The following is a 16,227-nucleotide window of genomic DNA, read 5'->3' as shown; positions in this document are numbered from 1 at the left end:
AGCGAAGCCGGGTTGGGGCAACCTCGAAATTTGATACACACCCCATCCACTGATGATCGTTCCCACGCTCTGCGTGGGAATGCAGCCCGGGACGCTCCGCGTCCCAAGAGCCGAACGCAGAGCGTCCGTAGAGGCGTTCCCACGCAGAGCGTGGGAACGATCAAAAATCCTCATACCGCTCTTCATCTGGGGATTGGCGAGGGGGCCGACTCAGGAACTGACCACCCCAGGAAACAAATTATTCAACGTCTCCAACAACCGCACGTGATAAATCGGCTTGCGAAACAAATCCAGCACCTGCAACCGCAACATATCACTCACATCATCCATATCCGCATGCCCCGACGTCACAATCACCGGTAAATGCTGACGAGCCGTATGCTCACGCAACCGCTTGATCAACGACATGCCACTCTCCTCCGGCATCCGCAAATCAGTAATCACCAGCGCAATATCAGGATGACAAGTCAAATGATGAAGAGCGAGCTTGACCGACGTTGCCGTAAAACAAGTAAAGCCCTCGCCCTCCAGCAACTCGGCCAGTTCCAGTAACGCATCCTCCTCATCGTCGACCAGAAGAAGCTGTTGGCGAAGGAGCGCTGGAGCGTTCATGGGTAACACCTGCAATGGACTAAGCCTTGACGTTAGAAGCCCTTTGCGGGATTGGCAAATGACTGCCTATTGCCAGCCTTAAAATCAAAGCGCGGCTGAAATGGTGGTGAACATGGCGGTGACACTCGTCGCGATGGGTGTCGCAAATGCTGCCAGCGCAACGGCCACCATACCCGCGATAATCGCGTACTCGATACCCGAAGCACCTTCAGTGTCTTTGGCCAGACCTCTGTAAAAAACGAATTCGGATTTGATCTTCTGAACAACTTTAATAAAGGACATGACGTGTCTCCTATGACAGCGGATGTTGCACGGCCGCAACATGATTCCCCTATGCCAGCATCAGCATTGTCGGCAAACCCAAGACCAACAACTGTAAGAACCTATTAATACTTAAGTAGTAACTGGCTCACTGACGTCATAAAGCAGTGCATTTGGCTTCAACCCGTTACTTTTGTCAGATATTTACTGCCCTGTAATGGCTTTTTGCTCTACCTGCGCTACCGTCAAATAGCGAAATAGTTCGATGTTCATAGCTGCCTGATTGCGAAGTCATCTCGTTAGAACTCTTGGGGGGCGTTACGCAGCAGGAAAGGGAGAGCCTTCATGAACAGTCGCGTCACCATGGGCCTGGCCGGGCTGTTTCTGGTAGGCGCCATCATTGCCGGTTACTGGGGGCTGGCGTTGAGTCGCCAACCGGCACCCGAATCCGTCGCGCAACCCGGCACACCATCGGCCCCAATACTGGCGCCGGCGGACGACCCGACTCGCCAGCCGGTGGTTGTGCTGCTGCGTGACATAGCACCGTACGAACAAATCACCGCCGCCGACGTGACGCTGGAGAAACTCCGTACCGCCCCGGCCGGCAGCCTGTCCCGTCTCGATCAAGCCATTGGCCGCATGCCTTGGCGCACGCTGACTGCCGGCAGTTGGCTCAATGATGAAAGTTTCGAAACCGGCGGTGCGCTGGCGCGAATGATCCGCCCCGATGAGCGTGCCCTCGCCGTGGCGGCGGATGACGTGGTCAATGTCGGTGGTCAACTGAGCCCCGGCGACTATGTCGACGTCCTGCTGTTTCTGCGCATGGACACCAACAACCTCCAGCAATCGGCCCAGGTCGTGGTCCCGGCGTTGCGGGTACTCGGTGTCGGCGACCAGTTGGGGCTGATGAACGATGGGCAGCCTGCCAACCCAGCGCGCAGCAACGAAGAAAGACTCAAGCAGGAACAGCAGCGCGCCAGCGCCCGCACCGTTTTGCTCGCCGTCCCCGAACCCCTCTTGAGTCGCCTGATGCTCGCGGCTCAGGTCGGGGTTTTGCGCCTGGCCGTGCGCAGCGCCGAGGAAAAACGCCTGAACCAATACTGGGCCGGCAATCGCGATTCAAAGGCGAGCCTGGCCAGTGCCAATCGCGAACTGGTGCAGTTTAGTCAACTGGCCCTGGCCGGCACACCCAAACCCGTAAGCGGCGGCGCAGCACCGCGCAAGCTGAGTGTGGAAGTCATCCGCGGCAATGAAGTCACCCAACAAACGCCCTGAATCGAGCGAGGACGCTTCTCCATGCGCAGACGTTTCACGCAGTACTTGCTCGACAACAGCTGCTTCGATACATGCGGTGGGTTATCGCAATGAGCCAGCCCCAAAACCTGAGTCAGACGTTCCTCGCGATCACGCGCAACAGCACCGACTTCGAGTGGCTGCAAGGTGCACTTGCCCCTTTGGGCCGAGTGATCAGCGCCGGCGGCGGTAACCTCGACGAGCTCTTGACGCTGGTGGACGTGACCTTCGCCAGTCTGGTGTTCGTGGGTCTGGACCGTGAACATGTGGTGGCCCAGAGCGCGTTGATCGAGGGTGCCCTGGAAGCCAAACCGATGCTGGCGATCGTTGCCTTGGGCGACGGCATGGACAACCAACTCGTGCTCAACGCCATGCGTGCCGGCGCGCGGGATTTCGTCTCTTACGGTTCGCGTTCCAGTGAAGTTGCCGGGCTGGTGCGACGCCTGAGTAAACGCCTGCCGACCGTGACGCCGAATATGCAACAGAATCAACAGGGTGGCCTGACCGTGCTTTACGGTGCGCAGAGCAATGCCGACGGAGCGTTGCTCGCCAACCACCTGGCTCACGTGGTGCAAAAGAGCGGTCAGCAGACACTGTTGCTGGATCTGGGCCTGCCGCGTGGCGACAGCCTTGCGTTACTGGGGCTGGAGAGCTCATTTCATTTTGGCGATGCGTTGCGCCATCTGCGGCGCCTGGACGCGACGCTGATCGACAGCGCCTTCACCACCTGTGACGCCGGGCTGCGGATTCTCGCCTACGCCAGCAACGACGAACCGCTGGAACAGACCAGTGCCGCCGAGCTGTACATGCTGCTCAGCGCCTTGCGTCAGCATTTCCAGCACATCGTGGTGAACCTCACTGGCCAGTCGGACAGCGAGGCGTTGCGCACCTTCGTCAGCCATTGCGACAAGTTGCTGTGGTACACCGATCAGAATGTGCTCGACTGCCGACGCAACCTTGAGGTGCTCGGCCGCTGGCGCGAAAAAGGCCTCAAGCTCGACCACGCCAGGTTGCTGGTGGACCGCTATCTGCGCAACGTTGCGCCAGACTCCGACACGTTGAGCAAAAGCTTCGGCATGGAGGTTATCGCGGTCCTTGCCTACAGCCCGGAAGTACGGCTCAACGCCAAGAATCAGGGGGTGAGCCTGTTCGAGCTGGCCCCGCGCGAAAACCTGACCCAAAGCCTGCGCGCCCTCGGCGAACGACTGGCCAAACGCTCCGAAGACCTGGACAAACCCAAGGCTGGCTGGTTCGACCGATTGAGGGGCGCGCCATGAGCGGGGAAAAACTCTTCGGCGCGCCCTCCCACGGGCCGGCAGGCAATACCGACCACGAAGGCCTGAAACTGGTGCTGCACCGCTACATCATCGACGCCATCGAAGAGTCCGGGAAAAACCTGCTGGAAGGTTCGCGGAAAATGCTGTCGCAGTTCGTCATCGACAAAGTCGCCGAGTACATCGCCCGTCTGCACCTGGCGATTTCCCGTTATGAGATGGAGCGACTGGCAGAGGAAATCGTCGACGAGCTCACCGGTTTCGGCCCCCTGGAGGTGTTGCTGCGTGATTCGACGGTGACCGAAATTCTGGTCAACGGCCCGCACCGGGTGTTCGTCGAACGCGAGGGTGTGTTGCACCTGAGTGACCTGCGATTCATCGACGACCACCACGTCGAGCGGGTGATGCAACGAATTCTCGCGCCTCTGGGCCGACGGCTCGATGAGTCGTCGCCGATGGTCGATGCGCGCCTGCCCGATGGCAGTCGGGTCAACGCGATCATCCCGCCCATTGCCCTCGATGGCCCGTGCCTGTCGATTCGAAAATTCCGCAAGGACATGCTCAAAAGCTCCGATCTGATGGCGATGCAAACCATCGACCAGGCGATCTTTGAGTTCATTCAGGAGGCCGTGGGCAAGCGTTGCAACATCCTTGTCAGCGGCGGTACCGGCACCGGCAAGACCACGCTGCTGAACATTCTCAGCCAGTTGATCGCCCCTCACGAACGCCTGGTCACCATCGAAGACGTGGCCGAACTGCAACTCGGCCATCCTCATGTCGTACGCCTGGAAACCCGACCGCCGAATGCCGAAGGCCACGGCGAAGTGAAGGCCAGCGACCTGATTCGCAACGCGCTGCGGATGCGCCCGGACCGGATCATCCTCGGCGAAATTCGCGGCGTCGAAGTGGTCGACGTGCTCACCGCGATGAACACCGGGCACGACGGGTCCATGAGCACCGTGCACGCCAACAATGCCCAGGATGCGCTGCTGCGCCTGGAGACTTTGGTAGGCCTGACCGGACGCACCATCGCCGAACGCACTCTGCGGCAAATGATCTGTGCGGCACTGGACGTGGTGATTCAACTGACGCGCCTGCCCGATGGCCGCCGCTGCGTCAGCGAAGTGGTGGAGGTCGTGGGTATTCGTGATGACGTGTATGTGACCAATACGCTATTCAAGTTTGATCGACGCACCGGTTTCGGTTTTCTGCGCGAGGCGGTCAACCCCGCCGGCGATAAACTACGCCGCGAGGCGGCGCTCTCTCCCTTATCGCACTGAAGGTCACGGCATGCTCAAACCGGCGCTGCTCATCCTGATTTGCCTGACGTTGCTGGGCCTGTCGATCCGCTTGTTCTACAACGGTCTGCGCCAGACCGGCATCGATCGAACCCTCGGTCGCTTGACGCAGGGACAACCGCAACTGGCGGTGGCGAAATCATCCTGGGCGGGCCTGGAACGGACCTTTCTACGCGCCGGTCTCGGTCGCCCCACCGAGCGCCTGGGGTTGTGGCTGTTGCTCTGGGCCTTGGGCATTTTGCTGGGGTTTGCCCTCGCCAGCTGGATCGGTTTGTTGGTGTTGCTGCTGATACCACCTCTGGCTCTGAGGCTGTACATCAGTTGGTGCTATCAGCGCCGGCTCAAGCGCATGATCGAACAACTGCCGCCATTGCTCGATCACACCGTACGAAGTCTGAAGTCCGGACGCACCCTGGCCGATGCGGTGCTGGTCGCCATCGACGCCGCCGAAGATCCACTGAAGAACGCCATGGGCCGGGTTCAGCGCAACGTGCATTTGGGCGTCAGCCTGCCTGACGCTGTCACGGACTTCGCCGAACTGTACGAGAAGGACGAGTTTCGCTTGTTCGCGCTGGGCCTGAAGGTCAATCACCGCTACGGCGGCAATGCCAGTGAGCTGTTTGAGAACCTGATCAAAATGATCCGCGAACGTGACCAGGCTGCGCGCCAACTGCGCGCCATGACGGGCGAAACCCGCATCACGGCGATAGTGCTGGCCCTGATGCCCGTGGGGCTTGCCGCTTACTTCTTGTTGTCCAATCCGAAATACCTGCTCGCCATGTGGAACAGCAGCTCGGGGCAAATGATGCTCGCGACCGCATTCGGCCTGCAGGTCGTGGGTTGCCTGGCGCTGTGGCGCATGTTGCGCAGCGTATGAAAATAGCCCTGCTGATCAGCGCACTGTTGTTTCTGGCGGCCACGCTGTTGCTGCTCAGTGGGCTGCTGGACCAACATCGGCGTGCTCGCCAAGTGGCTCAACGACTGGACGGCAAACCGCTGAACGACCATCGCGTCAGTCACTGGTTGCAAGTGCTGGGCAACAGCCGCATCGGCCAGCGCTCGGTCAAACTGGACAACGAAACCCAAATGCTGCTCAACCGCCTCGGCTGGCGCAGCGCCCGCCAACGCTCGCTGTTCGCCGCCTGCCAGATCGGCATACCGGTGCTTGCGTTGGTCCTGAGTCTGTTGATCCAGAGCGTGTTCTTCCCGCAGGTGAACAACCACTGGATCACCCCGGCCTTCGCCACCGCCCTCGGTTATTTGCTGCCAAAACGCTTGTTGGCCGCTGCCGCGTACCGTCGGCAAAGACAACTGGCCATCGAGATTTCGACCTTCATTCCGCTGCTGCGCATCCTGTTCGAATCCGGCATGGCGGTGGAACAGTCGCTGCGAGTGTTGAGCATCGAAGGCAAACAATTACTGCCGGTCCTGACCCATGAACTGCGCCTGATACTGACCCGGGTCGATTCCGGTCTGGAACTGGGCGAAGAACTGAACAAGGCCACCCAGTTACTGGCGGTGGATGAGTTCACCGACACCTGCGTGATTCTTCAGCAATTGATCCACCAGGGCGGCGGCGCCATGAAATCGCTGCTGGGACTCAAACTACTGCTCGACGATCGGCGCCTGACACGCTTGCAGGAATACATCTCCAAGATGTCCGCGAAAATGTCCGTGGTGATGATGTTGTTTCTCTTCCCGGCGCTGCTGATCGTACTGGCCGGGCCCAGCTTCAGCGCATTGGCCCGGGCCTTTCATCATTGAAAGGCACAGCGGCGATCCCGTAGGAGCGACCTGTGGCGAGCGAGCTTGCTCGCGCTGGGCTGCGTAGCGGCCCCAAAATCTCTGATATACCAAAGATCTTGTGAGTGCTGCGCACTCAAGCGCGAGCAAGCCCCCTCGCCACAGATCGCTCCTACAGGGGGATTAGCTGTGTGGCGCAGGTTTTGGTATGGCCACGTTATCCAGCATTCGATTCACCGCCAGTTCTGCCAGCATGACGATCTGTTGAATCGCCATCGCCATGTGCCGGTTCGGCCCTTCCAGATACCCCGCAAAATCACTCGCCATCACACTGGCCTGGGCCAACGATTCACAGGTGTGGGCCAACAGGTCTTCGTCTTTGATATCCGGCGCAACGATAAACATCGTGCTCGGCTTGCGGGCCACGGGGGATTTGAGAGCGGCTGGATTGAGGTAGTGATCGAGCGCTCGGTTAGCGGCGTCGTGGAGTTTTTTTGAATCGAGGGATTCGTAGGGGGAAACGTTGTCGGCTTCTGGGGGATTCGGGGTTGCTTTGAACATGATTACACCTCTGGGATGAAATGGAGCCACTTCCAAATTGCCGCGACGCAAGTTGGGGTGGCAGCTGTACGCGGGTTCGCGGACCGATCCCCGAGGCAGCTCGGCATACCCGAAGGTATCCCGCGCACAGTCGCCATGACACGAAACGACAGACACCCAAAAGTGTTGTGGTTTGGTGGAGCGATTATGCCTCAAGAAACGAGCCGCGACGCCCGGTCGCTGAATTGTCAGCGACGGACAAAGGCTAGAGACGCAGCGTCCGACGGGCAACCTGAAAAACATGTGGGAAGGTTCTGATGTTTTTACCGATCGATAAACATCGTTGCCTTTGAGGCAGCCATCGCGAGCAGGCTCGCACACAGTGGGTCAGCGTACATCTGAGGGAGATTGATCGACCGTCAGGCCGCCCTTGAAAGGCCAATGGCGATCCCCGTAGGAGCGAGGCTTGCCCGCGAAGGCGGCCTGACAGCCAACCAATCTCTTGCAGATGCACACGATTCAATTGTGGGAGCGGACTTGCTCGCGAAAGCGGCGTGTCAGTCGACATCAATGTTGAATGTCGGACCGTCTTCGCGGGCAAGCCTCGCTCCTACAAGTGGGTTGGCGTATGTCTGAGAGAGATTGGTCGGCTGTCAGGCCGCCATCGCGGGCAAGCCCGCTCCCACAGTGGAGTGGCGCTCACCCGCCCCTCACCACTCAACAGGCCGAGCGTTAGCTCGCCTGCAGCTTTTGATCTGGCTTTTGATTTTGATCCACCCGCCCCTTCGGGAGGCTGAGTGGAGGTGTTCATCTGGGGATTGGCGCGCAGCGCCGTTCGACGCAGTCGAACTCATCGCATGTAGGTTGAAGCGAAGCCAACCGTAGGGCGATGCCCCCAGATGGATACCGGAGCGAAGGAACGCCGAGCCTTAGCGAGGGGCCGGACGCTTGGGGCGAGACCTTTTGGTTCCTTTTGGGACGTTTGCCAAAAGGGACTCGCCGTAAGGGCGAAACCATAAGCCGCCGTTACCGCAGCAACGGATATGTACACCAATGGAACAGCGTACACCCGAAAAAACTCAGTGCGCAGTAAGCCGCCGCACACCAGCATTACCGGGCGACAACGCCAACGCCACTTGCGTGCGGTTATGCATATGCGTCAACCGCAACACCTGCGACACATAAAGCTTCACCGTGTTCTCGGTAATCCCCAACTCACAGGCGATCTGATAATTGGTCTGCCCCTTGCCCACCAACCGCGCCACCTCCAGCTGCCGCGGCGACAGCTGATTGAAAACCGCCGGCATCTCCACCCGCTCCACCTCACTGAATGCACCGCCAGCCGAATCCGACAAAGGCACAGAAGACGGCCCCCGACGAACCTTGTCCAGATCCTGATACAGCTCGTCGATCGACTCACAAAGGTACTGCAGCTTCTGACTCAAATGCCCCAACTGCAGGTTTTTCTGCCGCTCCTGCAAGACCACTTCCTGGCGCCGCAAACCTTCGAGCAACTCATCCAGATCAATCGGTTTCTGATAGTAGTCGGCGAACCCGGCGCGCAAGGCCTTGATCACGTCCTGCTTGTCGGCGCGGCCGGTGAGCATGATCGCTTCGAACGCCCGATGTTTGCCGGACAACCGTTGCAACGCCTGGACGAGCTGAATGCCATCCATGTCAGGCATCCGCAAATCACAGAGCACCAGGCCGATATCCTCATATTCATTGAAACGCTCGATCGCCTGCTTGCCGGACTGACAAGGAACACAGCGATAACCATTGCGCTCGATGAACTCGCATAGTTCTTCGACAACCAATGGTTCGTCATCGACTACAAGGACCTTTATTGCCGAGATAAGCTTGTTCACGTGTCACTCCATGCCAAGTATGGCTTGACCGTTCCTGTACCCACTACCCACAGGCTGTACAACAACTGTTTTGAAAGTAGACGCACTTTCCAACTATGTACATAGAACGAGTATTGCCCGGCGACTAATGCATCCAGACCAGAGTGAGCAACATGCCCACCAATACGAATGGCGCAAAGGGCTGCTTTTTTGACGTTCCCGGCCCCAGGTAACGAAGACGTTCCCTAAGCCCCTGCCCCATATACAGCCAGAGTCTTGGCGCCAGCAGCAGCCAGAACACACTGGCCAATCCGGCGCCGATGAAGCTGCCGAGCAGGTGCATACCGTCCGTCGCAAGGCCCAGCGTCGCCATCAGTTTCACGTCGCCCGCCCCCAGACGTCTCAACGCATAACCAGGCAAGGTGAAGGCCAGTGCCAACAACAAAGCCCAGCCGCCCTGCACCGCCTCGGCCCCCAACCATGTGGTGCCCGTCCACAACAGATATGCCAGCGCCAGTACACCCGCGCCAAGGGTCAGGCCATTGGCGATGTGCCGCTCTCGGACATCCTGTGCTGCGCAAAGCGTCAGCCAGATAAGTAGGACAAAGTTCTGCATCCGGTAAAAAACGTCCGTTTTGGCTGAATGATTCTATGCTGATACTACGTCGTGATGGTCAGGGTAGACGCACTCATGAAAACAGGCCTCCCCCGCAAACAAAAAGGTGCCGTGGCGATTGAATTCGCCTTGGTGTTCATCATCTTTTTCGCCGTGTTTTATGGGCTGGTCAGTTACAGCCTGCCACTGCTGCTGATGCAATCGTTCAATCAATCGACGGCCGAAGCGGTGCGCCGCAGTGTGGCGCTGGACCCGAGCACCGCCAATTACGACACCGCCGTCAGAAACATAGCGACCACCGAACTGACCCGGCAGCTGGCCTGGATTCCCGCCGCGCTGAACTTCAATGTGGCCACCGACGCCAGTGCCACCTATATCGGTGGCGTGCTGACGGTCACCATCAATTACCCCACGAGTAAACTGAATCAGGTGCTGCCGTTCCTGGTGCTGCCGGGGATCGGCTCGGTGCCCAATCTGCCGGCGACCCTTACCGCCCGATCGAGCCTGCAATTTTGAGTTCCGGGGACAAGCTCTTCGGGCGCCTGCTCAATCGCCAGCCGCCACAGCCCTCGAACAGTGCGGACACTCCGAGCGTGCAACGTGTCGGTTTGCAGCTGCACCTGAATGACGAGGGCCGAGTGATTCAGCTGACTGGCCCTCTGCGGCATCTGCTGGCGCAACATATGCCCGGCGCGCAGGCACCGCATCTGCTCGATTACCTCATGCCCCATAGCGGCCTGTCGGTCGAAGGCGCGCCTGCCGAGTGGCAGGGACAGAGCCTGGACCTGGATTTTTTCAGCCTCGGCGAACAACCGCTGCATCTGCGTGGCTGGGTGCAGCCGTTGGGCGAAAACTGGCTGTTGCAGTTGATCGACATCGGCGACCTGCTGCTCGAACGTCGACAAGCGCGCAGCCGTGAACAATGCCAGTTGCTCGCGGCGCAGGTCAGCGAACAGTTGCGCCTGTGCAGCCTGACGCGCTTGCCCGAGGTGCTGGCGGAGCAACTGCAAGGTCTGGCCCAGCGCTTTCAGATCCCCTGTATCGCCATGGCTTTGCTCGATGAACAGGCCGAGGGTTGGCTGATTCACCAGCATTACGCGGCCTTCGATGCGCCACAATTGTGGGAAATCGATCAGCGTTTGGGCACCGGTCTCGACAGTTTGAATGGCTCCGTTCCCCAGCAATTGACTCCCAGCGAACACCCGCGCCTGCAAGGCATCTTCGGCAATGCCGAAGGGTTCGCGGTGCCTTACCACAATGCCCTGGGCGTGGTGGCCTGGTTACTCTGTGGTTTCTACCCGGTGCAAGAACGTGCCCCCGACCTGAGCGAGCGCGACTGGTTGCAACTCACCGCCGCCCTGGCCGGCCCGCTGCTTGAGCGCTTGCGCGAGCATCAGCACCATCTGCAACTGGAGCGGCTGGAGTCTCTGCAAGCCTTGCTCGGCACCGGCTGGTGGGAGGTCTTCAGTGACAACGCCGAGGTGCAATTGGCGCCGTCGCTGGCAAGCATGCTGAACCTTGCGAGCACTCATTTGCCGTTGCACGACTGGCTCGAACAGATCCACCCCGCCGACCGTGAAGAGCTGACGATTCGCCTGCAAACCTTGCAGGACGAAGGCGCGCCGTTGCTGCTGTGCGTACGCCTGCATCGCCCCGACGCGGCACAAACGCCGATCTGGTATCGGCTGCAAGGTCAGGCCTTGGGCATCGGCAGAAACCGGCGGCTGGTGGGTTTCATGCTCGACATCAGTGACATCAAGAATCAGGAGCAGAACGCCGCGGCCGCCCATGCCCGGCTGGACAACCTGATCGCCAGTTCACCGGCGGTGATCTACGTGCAGCGCTATGTCGAAGGTGCGCTGCAACCGACGTTTTTCAGCGACAGTTTGTTGCCGCTACTCGGTTGGTCGCTCGCTGATTGCGCCGCCGGCGCGCTGGTGGAACGGGTCCACCCCGAGGACCGTGACGGCTATTTCGAGCGCACCCGGCAATTGCTGCGCGAAGGTTCGGTGCGTGCCCGTTATCGGCTGCGCGACAGTCGCGGCGATTACCACTGGCTGCTCGACGAAGCCAAACTGCTGCGCGACGACCTCGGGCTGCCGGTGGAAGCCGTAGGGCTGTGGCTGGATGTCACCGAAGCGACCCTGGCCGCCGAGCAAGTAAAACAGAGTGAAGAGCGCTATCGGATCCTGGTGGAAGATTCCCCGGCGATGATCTGCCGCTACCTTCCAGACCTGACACTGACCTTCGGCAACCGCCCGCTGGCGACCTATATGGAATGCCAGCCCGAGAAGCTGCCGGGAGTAAACCTGGGCAGCTGGATGTCGCCGGAACAGCGCGAAGCGTTCCTCCAGCGGCTCAGTCACCTGAGCCCGGAGTTCCCGGTCAGCACCGCGGAAATCAACCTGCAACTGCCGGGACGGGAACACGCCTGGTGGGTCTGGTCGGATCGCGGGGTGTTCGACGAGCAGGGTCGCTTGCTTGAGATTCAAGCCGTGGGCCGCGACAACACCGAAGTCCGACGCGCCCAGCAACAGCTGACCCAGAGCGCGAAAATGGCCACCCTTGGCGAAATGGCCACCGGGCTGGCCCATGAAATCAATCAGCCGCTGAACGTGATGCGCATGGCCATCGTCAATGTGCTCAAGCGCCTGAGCAACGGTGATGCGCAAATCGATTACCTGACAGACAAGCTCAACCGCATCGACGCTCAAGTCCAGCGTGCCGCGCGGGTGGTGGATCACATGCGGGTATTCGGTCGGCGCTCGGAGATCGAGCAGCACCCGTTCAATCCGGCTCAAGCCATCGAGGGCACGTTGTCACTGCTGTCCGAAGGCATGCGCGGCAAAGGGGTCGAGCTGCGGGTCAGCGAAACCGGATTCGAGATGCAGGTACGCGGTTACGTCGATCAGCTGGAACAGGTGCTGATCAATCTGATGGTCAATGCAAGGGATGCGCTGCTGAGCAAGCGCGAGGCCGACCGGGAGTTCAAACCGTGGATTTCGGTGTACGCCGAACGTGATGAATACTCGGTTCGACTGTGGGTCGAGGACAACGGCGGCGGCATCGATCCACGGCTGCTGGAGCGGATTTTCGAACCGTTCTTCACCACTAAACCGGTGGGCGTCGGCACCGGGCTCGGGCTGTCGGTGAGTTACGGCATCGTCGCAAACATGGGCGGTAAGTTGAGTGTAAGAAACTCGACCGAGGGCGCGCGGTTTTGTATCGAGTTGCCGATTGCCACAGACGATCAGATCACCAGCGTCGCGCGCCCCGAGTGACAACTGAGATTGGCGCCGACGTCGACCTTGTTCAAGTCGATCCCAAGGCTTAACAGCAAGGTGTTGATCAAGCTGTCGAGCAACGGGCTAAGCACGCTGTTGATCGCGCTGACCAGCAAGGTAGTGACGCTGCTCAGGATCGTCCCCAGACCGCTGACGAGACTGCCCGACGGGCCATACATGTCCACGTGAATGTTAAGCGGGGTATTGAGCAGACTGCTGACGATGCTGCTGGTGGTGAACGAGTAGTAGAACGGTGGCTGATTTATTTCCGGCAGGCTGGTGGCGGGTGGTGCGGAGTAGACGTGGGAAATGTTGGCGTTCGCCGCCACGCTGGTGTCGGCAACAATATCGATGCCGCCACCGATGCCGGGCACACGCGGATCGCAGGTGATGGGCAAGAACAGCAGCCTGCGACAGGTTTTGATCCCGATATCGATCACCTTCAACGGCTGCACCGTGACCGCCGGCGGTGTGGTGTTGCTGCCGAACATGCTGGCCGAATCGATCCGGCCGATTTTCAGGTTCACCAGCGATGTACTGGTGTTAGTGGTCAGGGTTTTACTGGTGTTACTGACGCAGCTGTAGGCGGTGACGTAACTGCTGGCGCTGGCGACCTCCAGCGCCACGTCGAGCCGTATCGGCCCCGGCAACACGATGATGTCGGGTGTCTGGCAGGGTACGCCCAAGGCACAAGTCAGTGAGTTGAGCACCGCCACCAGGTTGAGATTGAGCAAGGCGTTGAGGGTGTTGGTCAGCGGTCCTGCCAGATCGGTTACCGCATTGACCAGCGCCACGATGGCGTCGAGTGCCGGCAAGTCGATCGACAGCAATGTGCGAACCTGCGCGGTTCTCACGTAGATCCGATTGGGTCCCAGTGGATCCAGCGCCGCGTTTTTCGGATTGCCGATTGCCGAGAGTTGCGGCGGCTCCAGGACCTGCACCCGGGCCGTGATTTGCGCCAGCCCCGCCAGATTGATCGGTAGCGTCGCCACCAGACCGTTTTTCTTGTTGGCCAGTTGCACGATGCCTTCGATCAGGTTGAACACGCTCACGTTAGTCGCGAACGCCGACAGGTTGCTGCCATTCTCGACGTGCAACAAATTGCCCAGCACCACGGTCGTGGAGCCTGCGGCAACCTTGAGTGCTTGCAGACCGACGATGGTCGCCGTCGCGCCGAGCGTGCCGCCGGGGTCCAGCACATTGACGGCCGTCTGGATCAACTGGCTGACGGCCACCGAAGTGCCCAACACCTGGCTATACCCGGCGGCGTTGAGGCCGAGGTCGACCTTCAATCGATCGAGGTAACCGAGCAGGCTGATGTTGGTGTTCATCAAACCGTTCCAGCCCGCCACGGAGAGGTTCAGATTGCTGCCCAGCAAACCACCGAACAGTCCATTGAGGATGGCCGACTTGCTGGTATCGATAGTCAGTACCGTACTGCGAATGGTCAGCGATGCCAGCGGAGGTGGCAACGCTGCGACGGCGGTTGCGGTCAGGTTGAGGGTCGCACTGGCTGGAGGACCGCCGAACACGGCACCAATACCACCGGCGAAACTCTGCAGGATCGAATGGCTGACGGTCACCCGAATGGCTTCGCTGCTGCTCGGATTAGCCGTAAAAACCCGAAGATTATTGGCGTCCAGAGTCAAGGCGCCACAAGCCACCGTCAGGCTGCGCGTGGGGTCAGGCAGGGTGAAATTGTTGCGGTTTGCGCTGGCGGTGGCATAGGCGGTAGCGGTGGCACCCACGGCGCAATCACCGTTGCGCGTGGCAGCCTCCAGCGCGGCCATATCCGCCACCCGCTGCAAGCTGCGCTTTTCCAGGTACAGGCGGCCACTGTCGACCATGATCAGCAGAAACACCAAGGCCATGCCCAGGGTCAGCACCGCCATCAAACCGATCGCTCCCCGTTGCCGGGCCGGGCTACGAAACTGCACGCAGGGAGACATGGCGCACTCCTTTGCCGGCGCACTGGCGAGGGTTACCTCCATTGGTGAGAAGCAGTGTAGACAAGGGTTAGCCAGATTGCTGGCAACTCGCCATCCAAGACAACAAAAACCCAATGTGGGAATGGGCTTATTGTGGGCTTGTGTGACGACGAAGATCCTGTAGGAGCGAGGCTTGCCCGCGAAGAAAACACAGCAGTTTTCCAGTCATTACGCGTTATCGTTCTTCGCGGGCAAGCCTCGCTCCTACAGGGGCTGTGGTGTCGGTTAATTCAGGGTTTAGCGCGGTGGATAGTTCGCCAATATCCTCCCGACCGTCTCGTGGATTTTATTGCTACGATCCTGCGGGTTCGGTGTGCGACTAAGCGTCTGTTCGTCGCTGCCGCGCCACACCAGTTTGCCGTCCTTGCCATCGAGCAGGTCGATCTGAATGGTCGCCACCTTGTAGCTGATGTTGCGCGTTTCGTTGTACATCGGCCCGCCCCAGTAGCCGTACCATGGGCCACCATAACCACCGCCATAGTGAGTGGTCACCTGCTGCTGACGATCTTCGACGATCAGGTAGGCCTGCACTTTCAAATCCGAACTGGCGCCGGCGGCGGCCGGACGCAAGCCGCGCTGATCCAGCTGATCGGCAACGGACTGGCGGATGCGTTGTTCGGTCAGGTCACTCTTGATCCGTGGATCATCGGGACGGTATTGCACGGCGGGCTCTTTCCAGCTCCAGCTACGATAGGCGGCAAAGTCGCGGCTGGCATCGAAGTCATGATTGACCTGGTTGGCGGCGCAGGCAGTGAGCAGCGCGGCCATGGCCAGTAAAGCGAGACGGCGGAACATGATTTTTCTCCGATAGAAGACATGCACCTGCGGGAGGCTTCCTGTACGGGAAGCTAACTAGGAGGATACGCCGACATAGCCTTTTCGACAGCTTCGCGTATGGCATCGGCACGCTCGCTCTGGCTGCCCTGGCTGCTGGTTTCGGCACTGGCACTCCATACCGGCTGGCCGGTGCTCGCGTCGAACAGTTCGACACGCACCACCACGACTTGTACCTGATAAGTGCGGATGACCGGCACCGTGTTGTACATGCCGTAACCGCTGCCGTAGCGGTTATAACCGCCGCCGTAATAACCCCCGCCGTAACCATAGTCGTCCTGCACCTGACGCAAGCGGGTTTCCAGATGCAAATCGGCGCTGACCAACAGGTCCGCCGGGCGGTTGTCGTGCAGTGGGCGCAAGCCGCGTTGATCGAGGGCATTACTGACCGCTTCGGCCATCTGCGCCGAGTCGGCCCAGGCCGTGCCCGGTGGCAGGCGTCCGTTGAGCCAGGCCCAGCTGCGATAGCGACCGTAATCGCGTGGCGGCGCCGGGTAGGCGCTGCGGTCGAAGGTGGTGGCGGCCTGAGGCGGTGCCGGTGGCAGGGGATTGGAGGTCGCGACATAAGGGTTGCTGCCCTGACAAGCCGCCAACCCGAGACAGATCACCAGTAACCCTGAACGACTTTTCATTTCGC

The 16,227-nt window shown here is 59.9% G+C and carries 15 protein-coding genes; 7 read left to right on the top strand and 8 right to left on the bottom strand.

The genetic code is table 11. The annotated features are described in order from the left end of the window. Positions 1 to 210: 210 nt before the first annotated feature. Together PMI18_RS01260 and PMI18_RS01265 are read right to left on the bottom strand one after the other, a co-directional pair. Positions 211 to 612, bottom strand: coding sequence for a response regulator (locus tag PMI18_RS01260; RefSeq protein ID WP_007907484.1), 402 nt, complete (start codon positions 610 to 612; stop codon positions 211 to 213). 84 nt (positions 613 to 696) lie between these two features. Next, a complete protein-coding gene (locus tag PMI18_RS01265) occupies positions 697 to 894 on the bottom strand; it encodes a Flp family type IVb pilin (protein ID WP_007907481.1) in 198 nt (65 codons plus the stop codon). 324 nt (positions 895 to 1,218) lie between these two features. Here PMI18_RS01265 and cpaB point away from each other — a divergent pair, with 324 nt between their 5' ends. The 5 genes from cpaB (at position 1,219) to PMI18_RS01290 (ending at position 6,502) form a co-directional block, all read left to right on the top strand. Then, a complete protein-coding gene (gene cpaB, locus PMI18_RS01270; RefSeq protein WP_007907479.1) occupies positions 1,219 to 2,148 on the top strand; it encodes a Flp pilus assembly protein CpaB in 930 nt (309 codons plus the stop codon). Between the two features lie 89 nt (positions 2,149 to 2,237). After that, a complete protein-coding gene (locus PMI18_RS01275) occupies positions 2,238 to 3,443 on the top strand; it encodes an AAA family ATPase (protein ID WP_007907477.1) in 1,206 nt (401 codons plus the stop codon). Next, complete coding sequence (locus PMI18_RS01280; RefSeq protein WP_007907475.1) at positions 3,440 to 4,720, top strand: CpaF family protein; 1,281 nt, start codon at positions 3,440 to 3,442, stop codon at positions 4,718 to 4,720. The genes PMI18_RS01275 and PMI18_RS01280 overlap by 4 nt, the downstream gene beginning before the upstream one ends. Positions 4,721 to 4,730: 10 nt before the next feature. Further along, positions 4,731 to 5,615 (top strand): type II secretion system F family protein, encoded by an 885-nt coding sequence (locus PMI18_RS01285; RefSeq protein WP_007907473.1) that lies wholly within the window; start codon positions 4,731 to 4,733, stop codon positions 5,613 to 5,615. Then, complete coding sequence (locus tag PMI18_RS01290) at positions 5,612 to 6,502, top strand: type II secretion system F family protein (protein ID WP_007907472.1); 891 nt, start codon at positions 5,612 to 5,614, stop codon at positions 6,500 to 6,502. The genes PMI18_RS01285 and PMI18_RS01290 overlap by 4 nt, the downstream gene beginning before the upstream one ends. A 162-nt stretch (positions 6,503 to 6,664) precedes the next feature. Here the strand turns inward: PMI18_RS01290 and PMI18_RS01295 are convergent, their stop codons facing one another. From PMI18_RS01295 to PMI18_RS01305, 3 genes are all read right to left on the bottom strand, one after another. Then, positions 6,665 to 7,042: a DUF6124 family protein gene (locus PMI18_RS01295; RefSeq protein ID WP_007907470.1), complete on the bottom strand. Its 378-nt coding sequence runs from the start codon at positions 7,040 to 7,042 to the stop codon at positions 6,665 to 6,667. A 1,058-nt stretch (positions 7,043 to 8,100) separates the two neighbouring features. Then, a complete protein-coding gene (locus PMI18_RS01300; protein WP_007907468.1) occupies positions 8,101 to 8,889 on the bottom strand; it encodes a response regulator transcription factor in 789 nt (262 codons plus the stop codon). Between the two features lie 124 nt (positions 8,890 to 9,013). Further along, complete coding sequence (locus tag PMI18_RS01305) at positions 9,014 to 9,484, bottom strand: prepilin peptidase (protein WP_007907466.1); 471 nt, start codon at positions 9,482 to 9,484, stop codon at positions 9,014 to 9,016. Between the two features lie 75 nt (positions 9,485 to 9,559). On the opposite strand from PMI18_RS01305, the gene PMI18_RS01310 reads away from it, so the two are divergent. Next, positions 9,560 to 10,000 carry a TadE/TadG family type IV pilus assembly protein gene (locus tag PMI18_RS01310; RefSeq protein WP_007907464.1) on the top strand — a complete coding sequence of 147 codons (441 nt, stop codon included), beginning with the start codon at positions 9,560 to 9,562 and terminating at the stop codon, positions 9,998 to 10,000. Then, on the top strand, positions 9,997 to 12,765 hold the full coding sequence (locus PMI18_RS01315; protein WP_007907462.1) for an ATP-binding protein: 2,769 nt from the start codon (positions 9,997 to 9,999) through the stop codon (positions 12,763 to 12,765). The genes PMI18_RS01310 and PMI18_RS01315 overlap by 4 nt, the downstream gene beginning before the upstream one ends. Here the strand turns inward: PMI18_RS01315 and PMI18_RS01320 are convergent. The 3 genes from PMI18_RS01320 to PMI18_RS01330 all read right to left on the bottom strand — a co-directional run bounded on the left by PMI18_RS01320 (position 12,735) and on the right by PMI18_RS01330 (position 16,222). Next, positions 12,735 to 14,717: a pilus assembly protein TadG-related protein gene (locus tag PMI18_RS01320; RefSeq protein WP_007907460.1), complete on the bottom strand. Its 1,983-nt coding sequence runs from the start codon at positions 14,715 to 14,717 to the stop codon at positions 12,735 to 12,737. The genes PMI18_RS01315 and PMI18_RS01320 overlap by 31 nt on opposite strands. A gap of 276 nt (positions 14,718 to 14,993) precedes the next feature. Next, positions 14,994 to 15,551 carry a DUF4136 domain-containing protein gene (locus PMI18_RS01325; RefSeq protein ID WP_007907458.1) on the bottom strand — a complete coding sequence of 186 codons (558 nt, stop codon included), beginning with the start codon at positions 15,549 to 15,551 and terminating at the stop codon, positions 14,994 to 14,996. Positions 15,552 to 15,604: 53 nt separating this feature from the next. Further along, the gene (locus PMI18_RS01330; protein WP_007907457.1) at positions 15,605 to 16,222 is read right to left on the bottom strand and encodes a DUF4136 domain-containing protein; all 618 of its coding nucleotides are present in this window, start codon (positions 16,220 to 16,222) and stop codon (positions 15,605 to 15,607) included. Positions 16,223 to 16,227: the final 5 nt, after the last annotated feature.

This window comes from Pseudomonas sp. GM102 (genome assembly GCF_000282555.1).
Lineage (GTDB): Bacteria > Pseudomonadota > Gammaproteobacteria > Pseudomonadales > Pseudomonadaceae > Aquipseudomonas.
This window is presented reverse-complemented; position numbering and strand designations above follow the sequence as displayed.

Excerpts from the sequence above, each read along its gene's own strand:
- PMI18_RS01260 (WP_007907484.1), bottom strand. The coding sequence starts at position 612 with ATGAACGCTCCAGCGCTCCTTCGCCAACAGCTTCTTCTGGTCGACGAT.
- PMI18_RS01265 (WP_007907481.1), bottom strand. The coding sequence starts at position 894 with ATGTCCTTTATTAAAGTTGTTCAGAAGATCAAATCCGAATTCGTTTTT.
- cpaB (WP_007907479.1), top strand. The coding sequence starts at position 1,219 with ATGAACAGTCGCGTCACCATGGGCCTGGCCGGGCTGTTTCTGGTAGGC.
- PMI18_RS01275 (WP_007907477.1), top strand. The coding sequence starts at position 2,238 with ATGAGCCAGCCCCAAAACCTGAGTCAGACGTTCCTCGCGATCACGCGC.
- PMI18_RS01280 (WP_007907475.1), top strand. The coding sequence starts at position 3,440 with ATGAGCGGGGAAAAACTCTTCGGCGCGCCCTCCCACGGGCCGGCAGGC.
- PMI18_RS01285 (WP_007907473.1), top strand. The coding sequence starts at position 4,731 with ATGCTCAAACCGGCGCTGCTCATCCTGATTTGCCTGACGTTGCTGGGC.
- PMI18_RS01290 (WP_007907472.1), top strand. The coding sequence starts at position 5,612 with ATGAAAATAGCCCTGCTGATCAGCGCACTGTTGTTTCTGGCGGCCACG.
- PMI18_RS01295 (WP_007907470.1), bottom strand. The coding sequence starts at position 7,042 with ATGTTCAAAGCAACCCCGAATCCCCCAGAAGCCGACAACGTTTCCCCC.
- PMI18_RS01305 (WP_007907466.1), bottom strand. The coding sequence starts at position 9,484 with ATGCAGAACTTTGTCCTACTTATCTGGCTGACGCTTTGCGCAGCACAG.
- PMI18_RS01310 (WP_007907464.1), top strand. The coding sequence starts at position 9,560 with ATGAAAACAGGCCTCCCCCGCAAACAAAAAGGTGCCGTGGCGATTGAA.
- PMI18_RS01320 (WP_007907460.1), bottom strand. The coding sequence starts at position 14,717 with ATGTCTCCCTGCGTGCAGTTTCGTAGCCCGGCCCGGCAACGGGGAGCG.
- PMI18_RS01325 (WP_007907458.1), bottom strand. The coding sequence starts at position 15,551 with ATGTTCCGCCGTCTCGCTTTACTGGCCATGGCCGCGCTGCTCACTGCC.
- PMI18_RS01330 (WP_007907457.1), bottom strand. The coding sequence starts at position 16,222 with ATGAAAAGTCGTTCAGGGTTACTGGTGATCTGTCTCGGGTTGGCGGCT.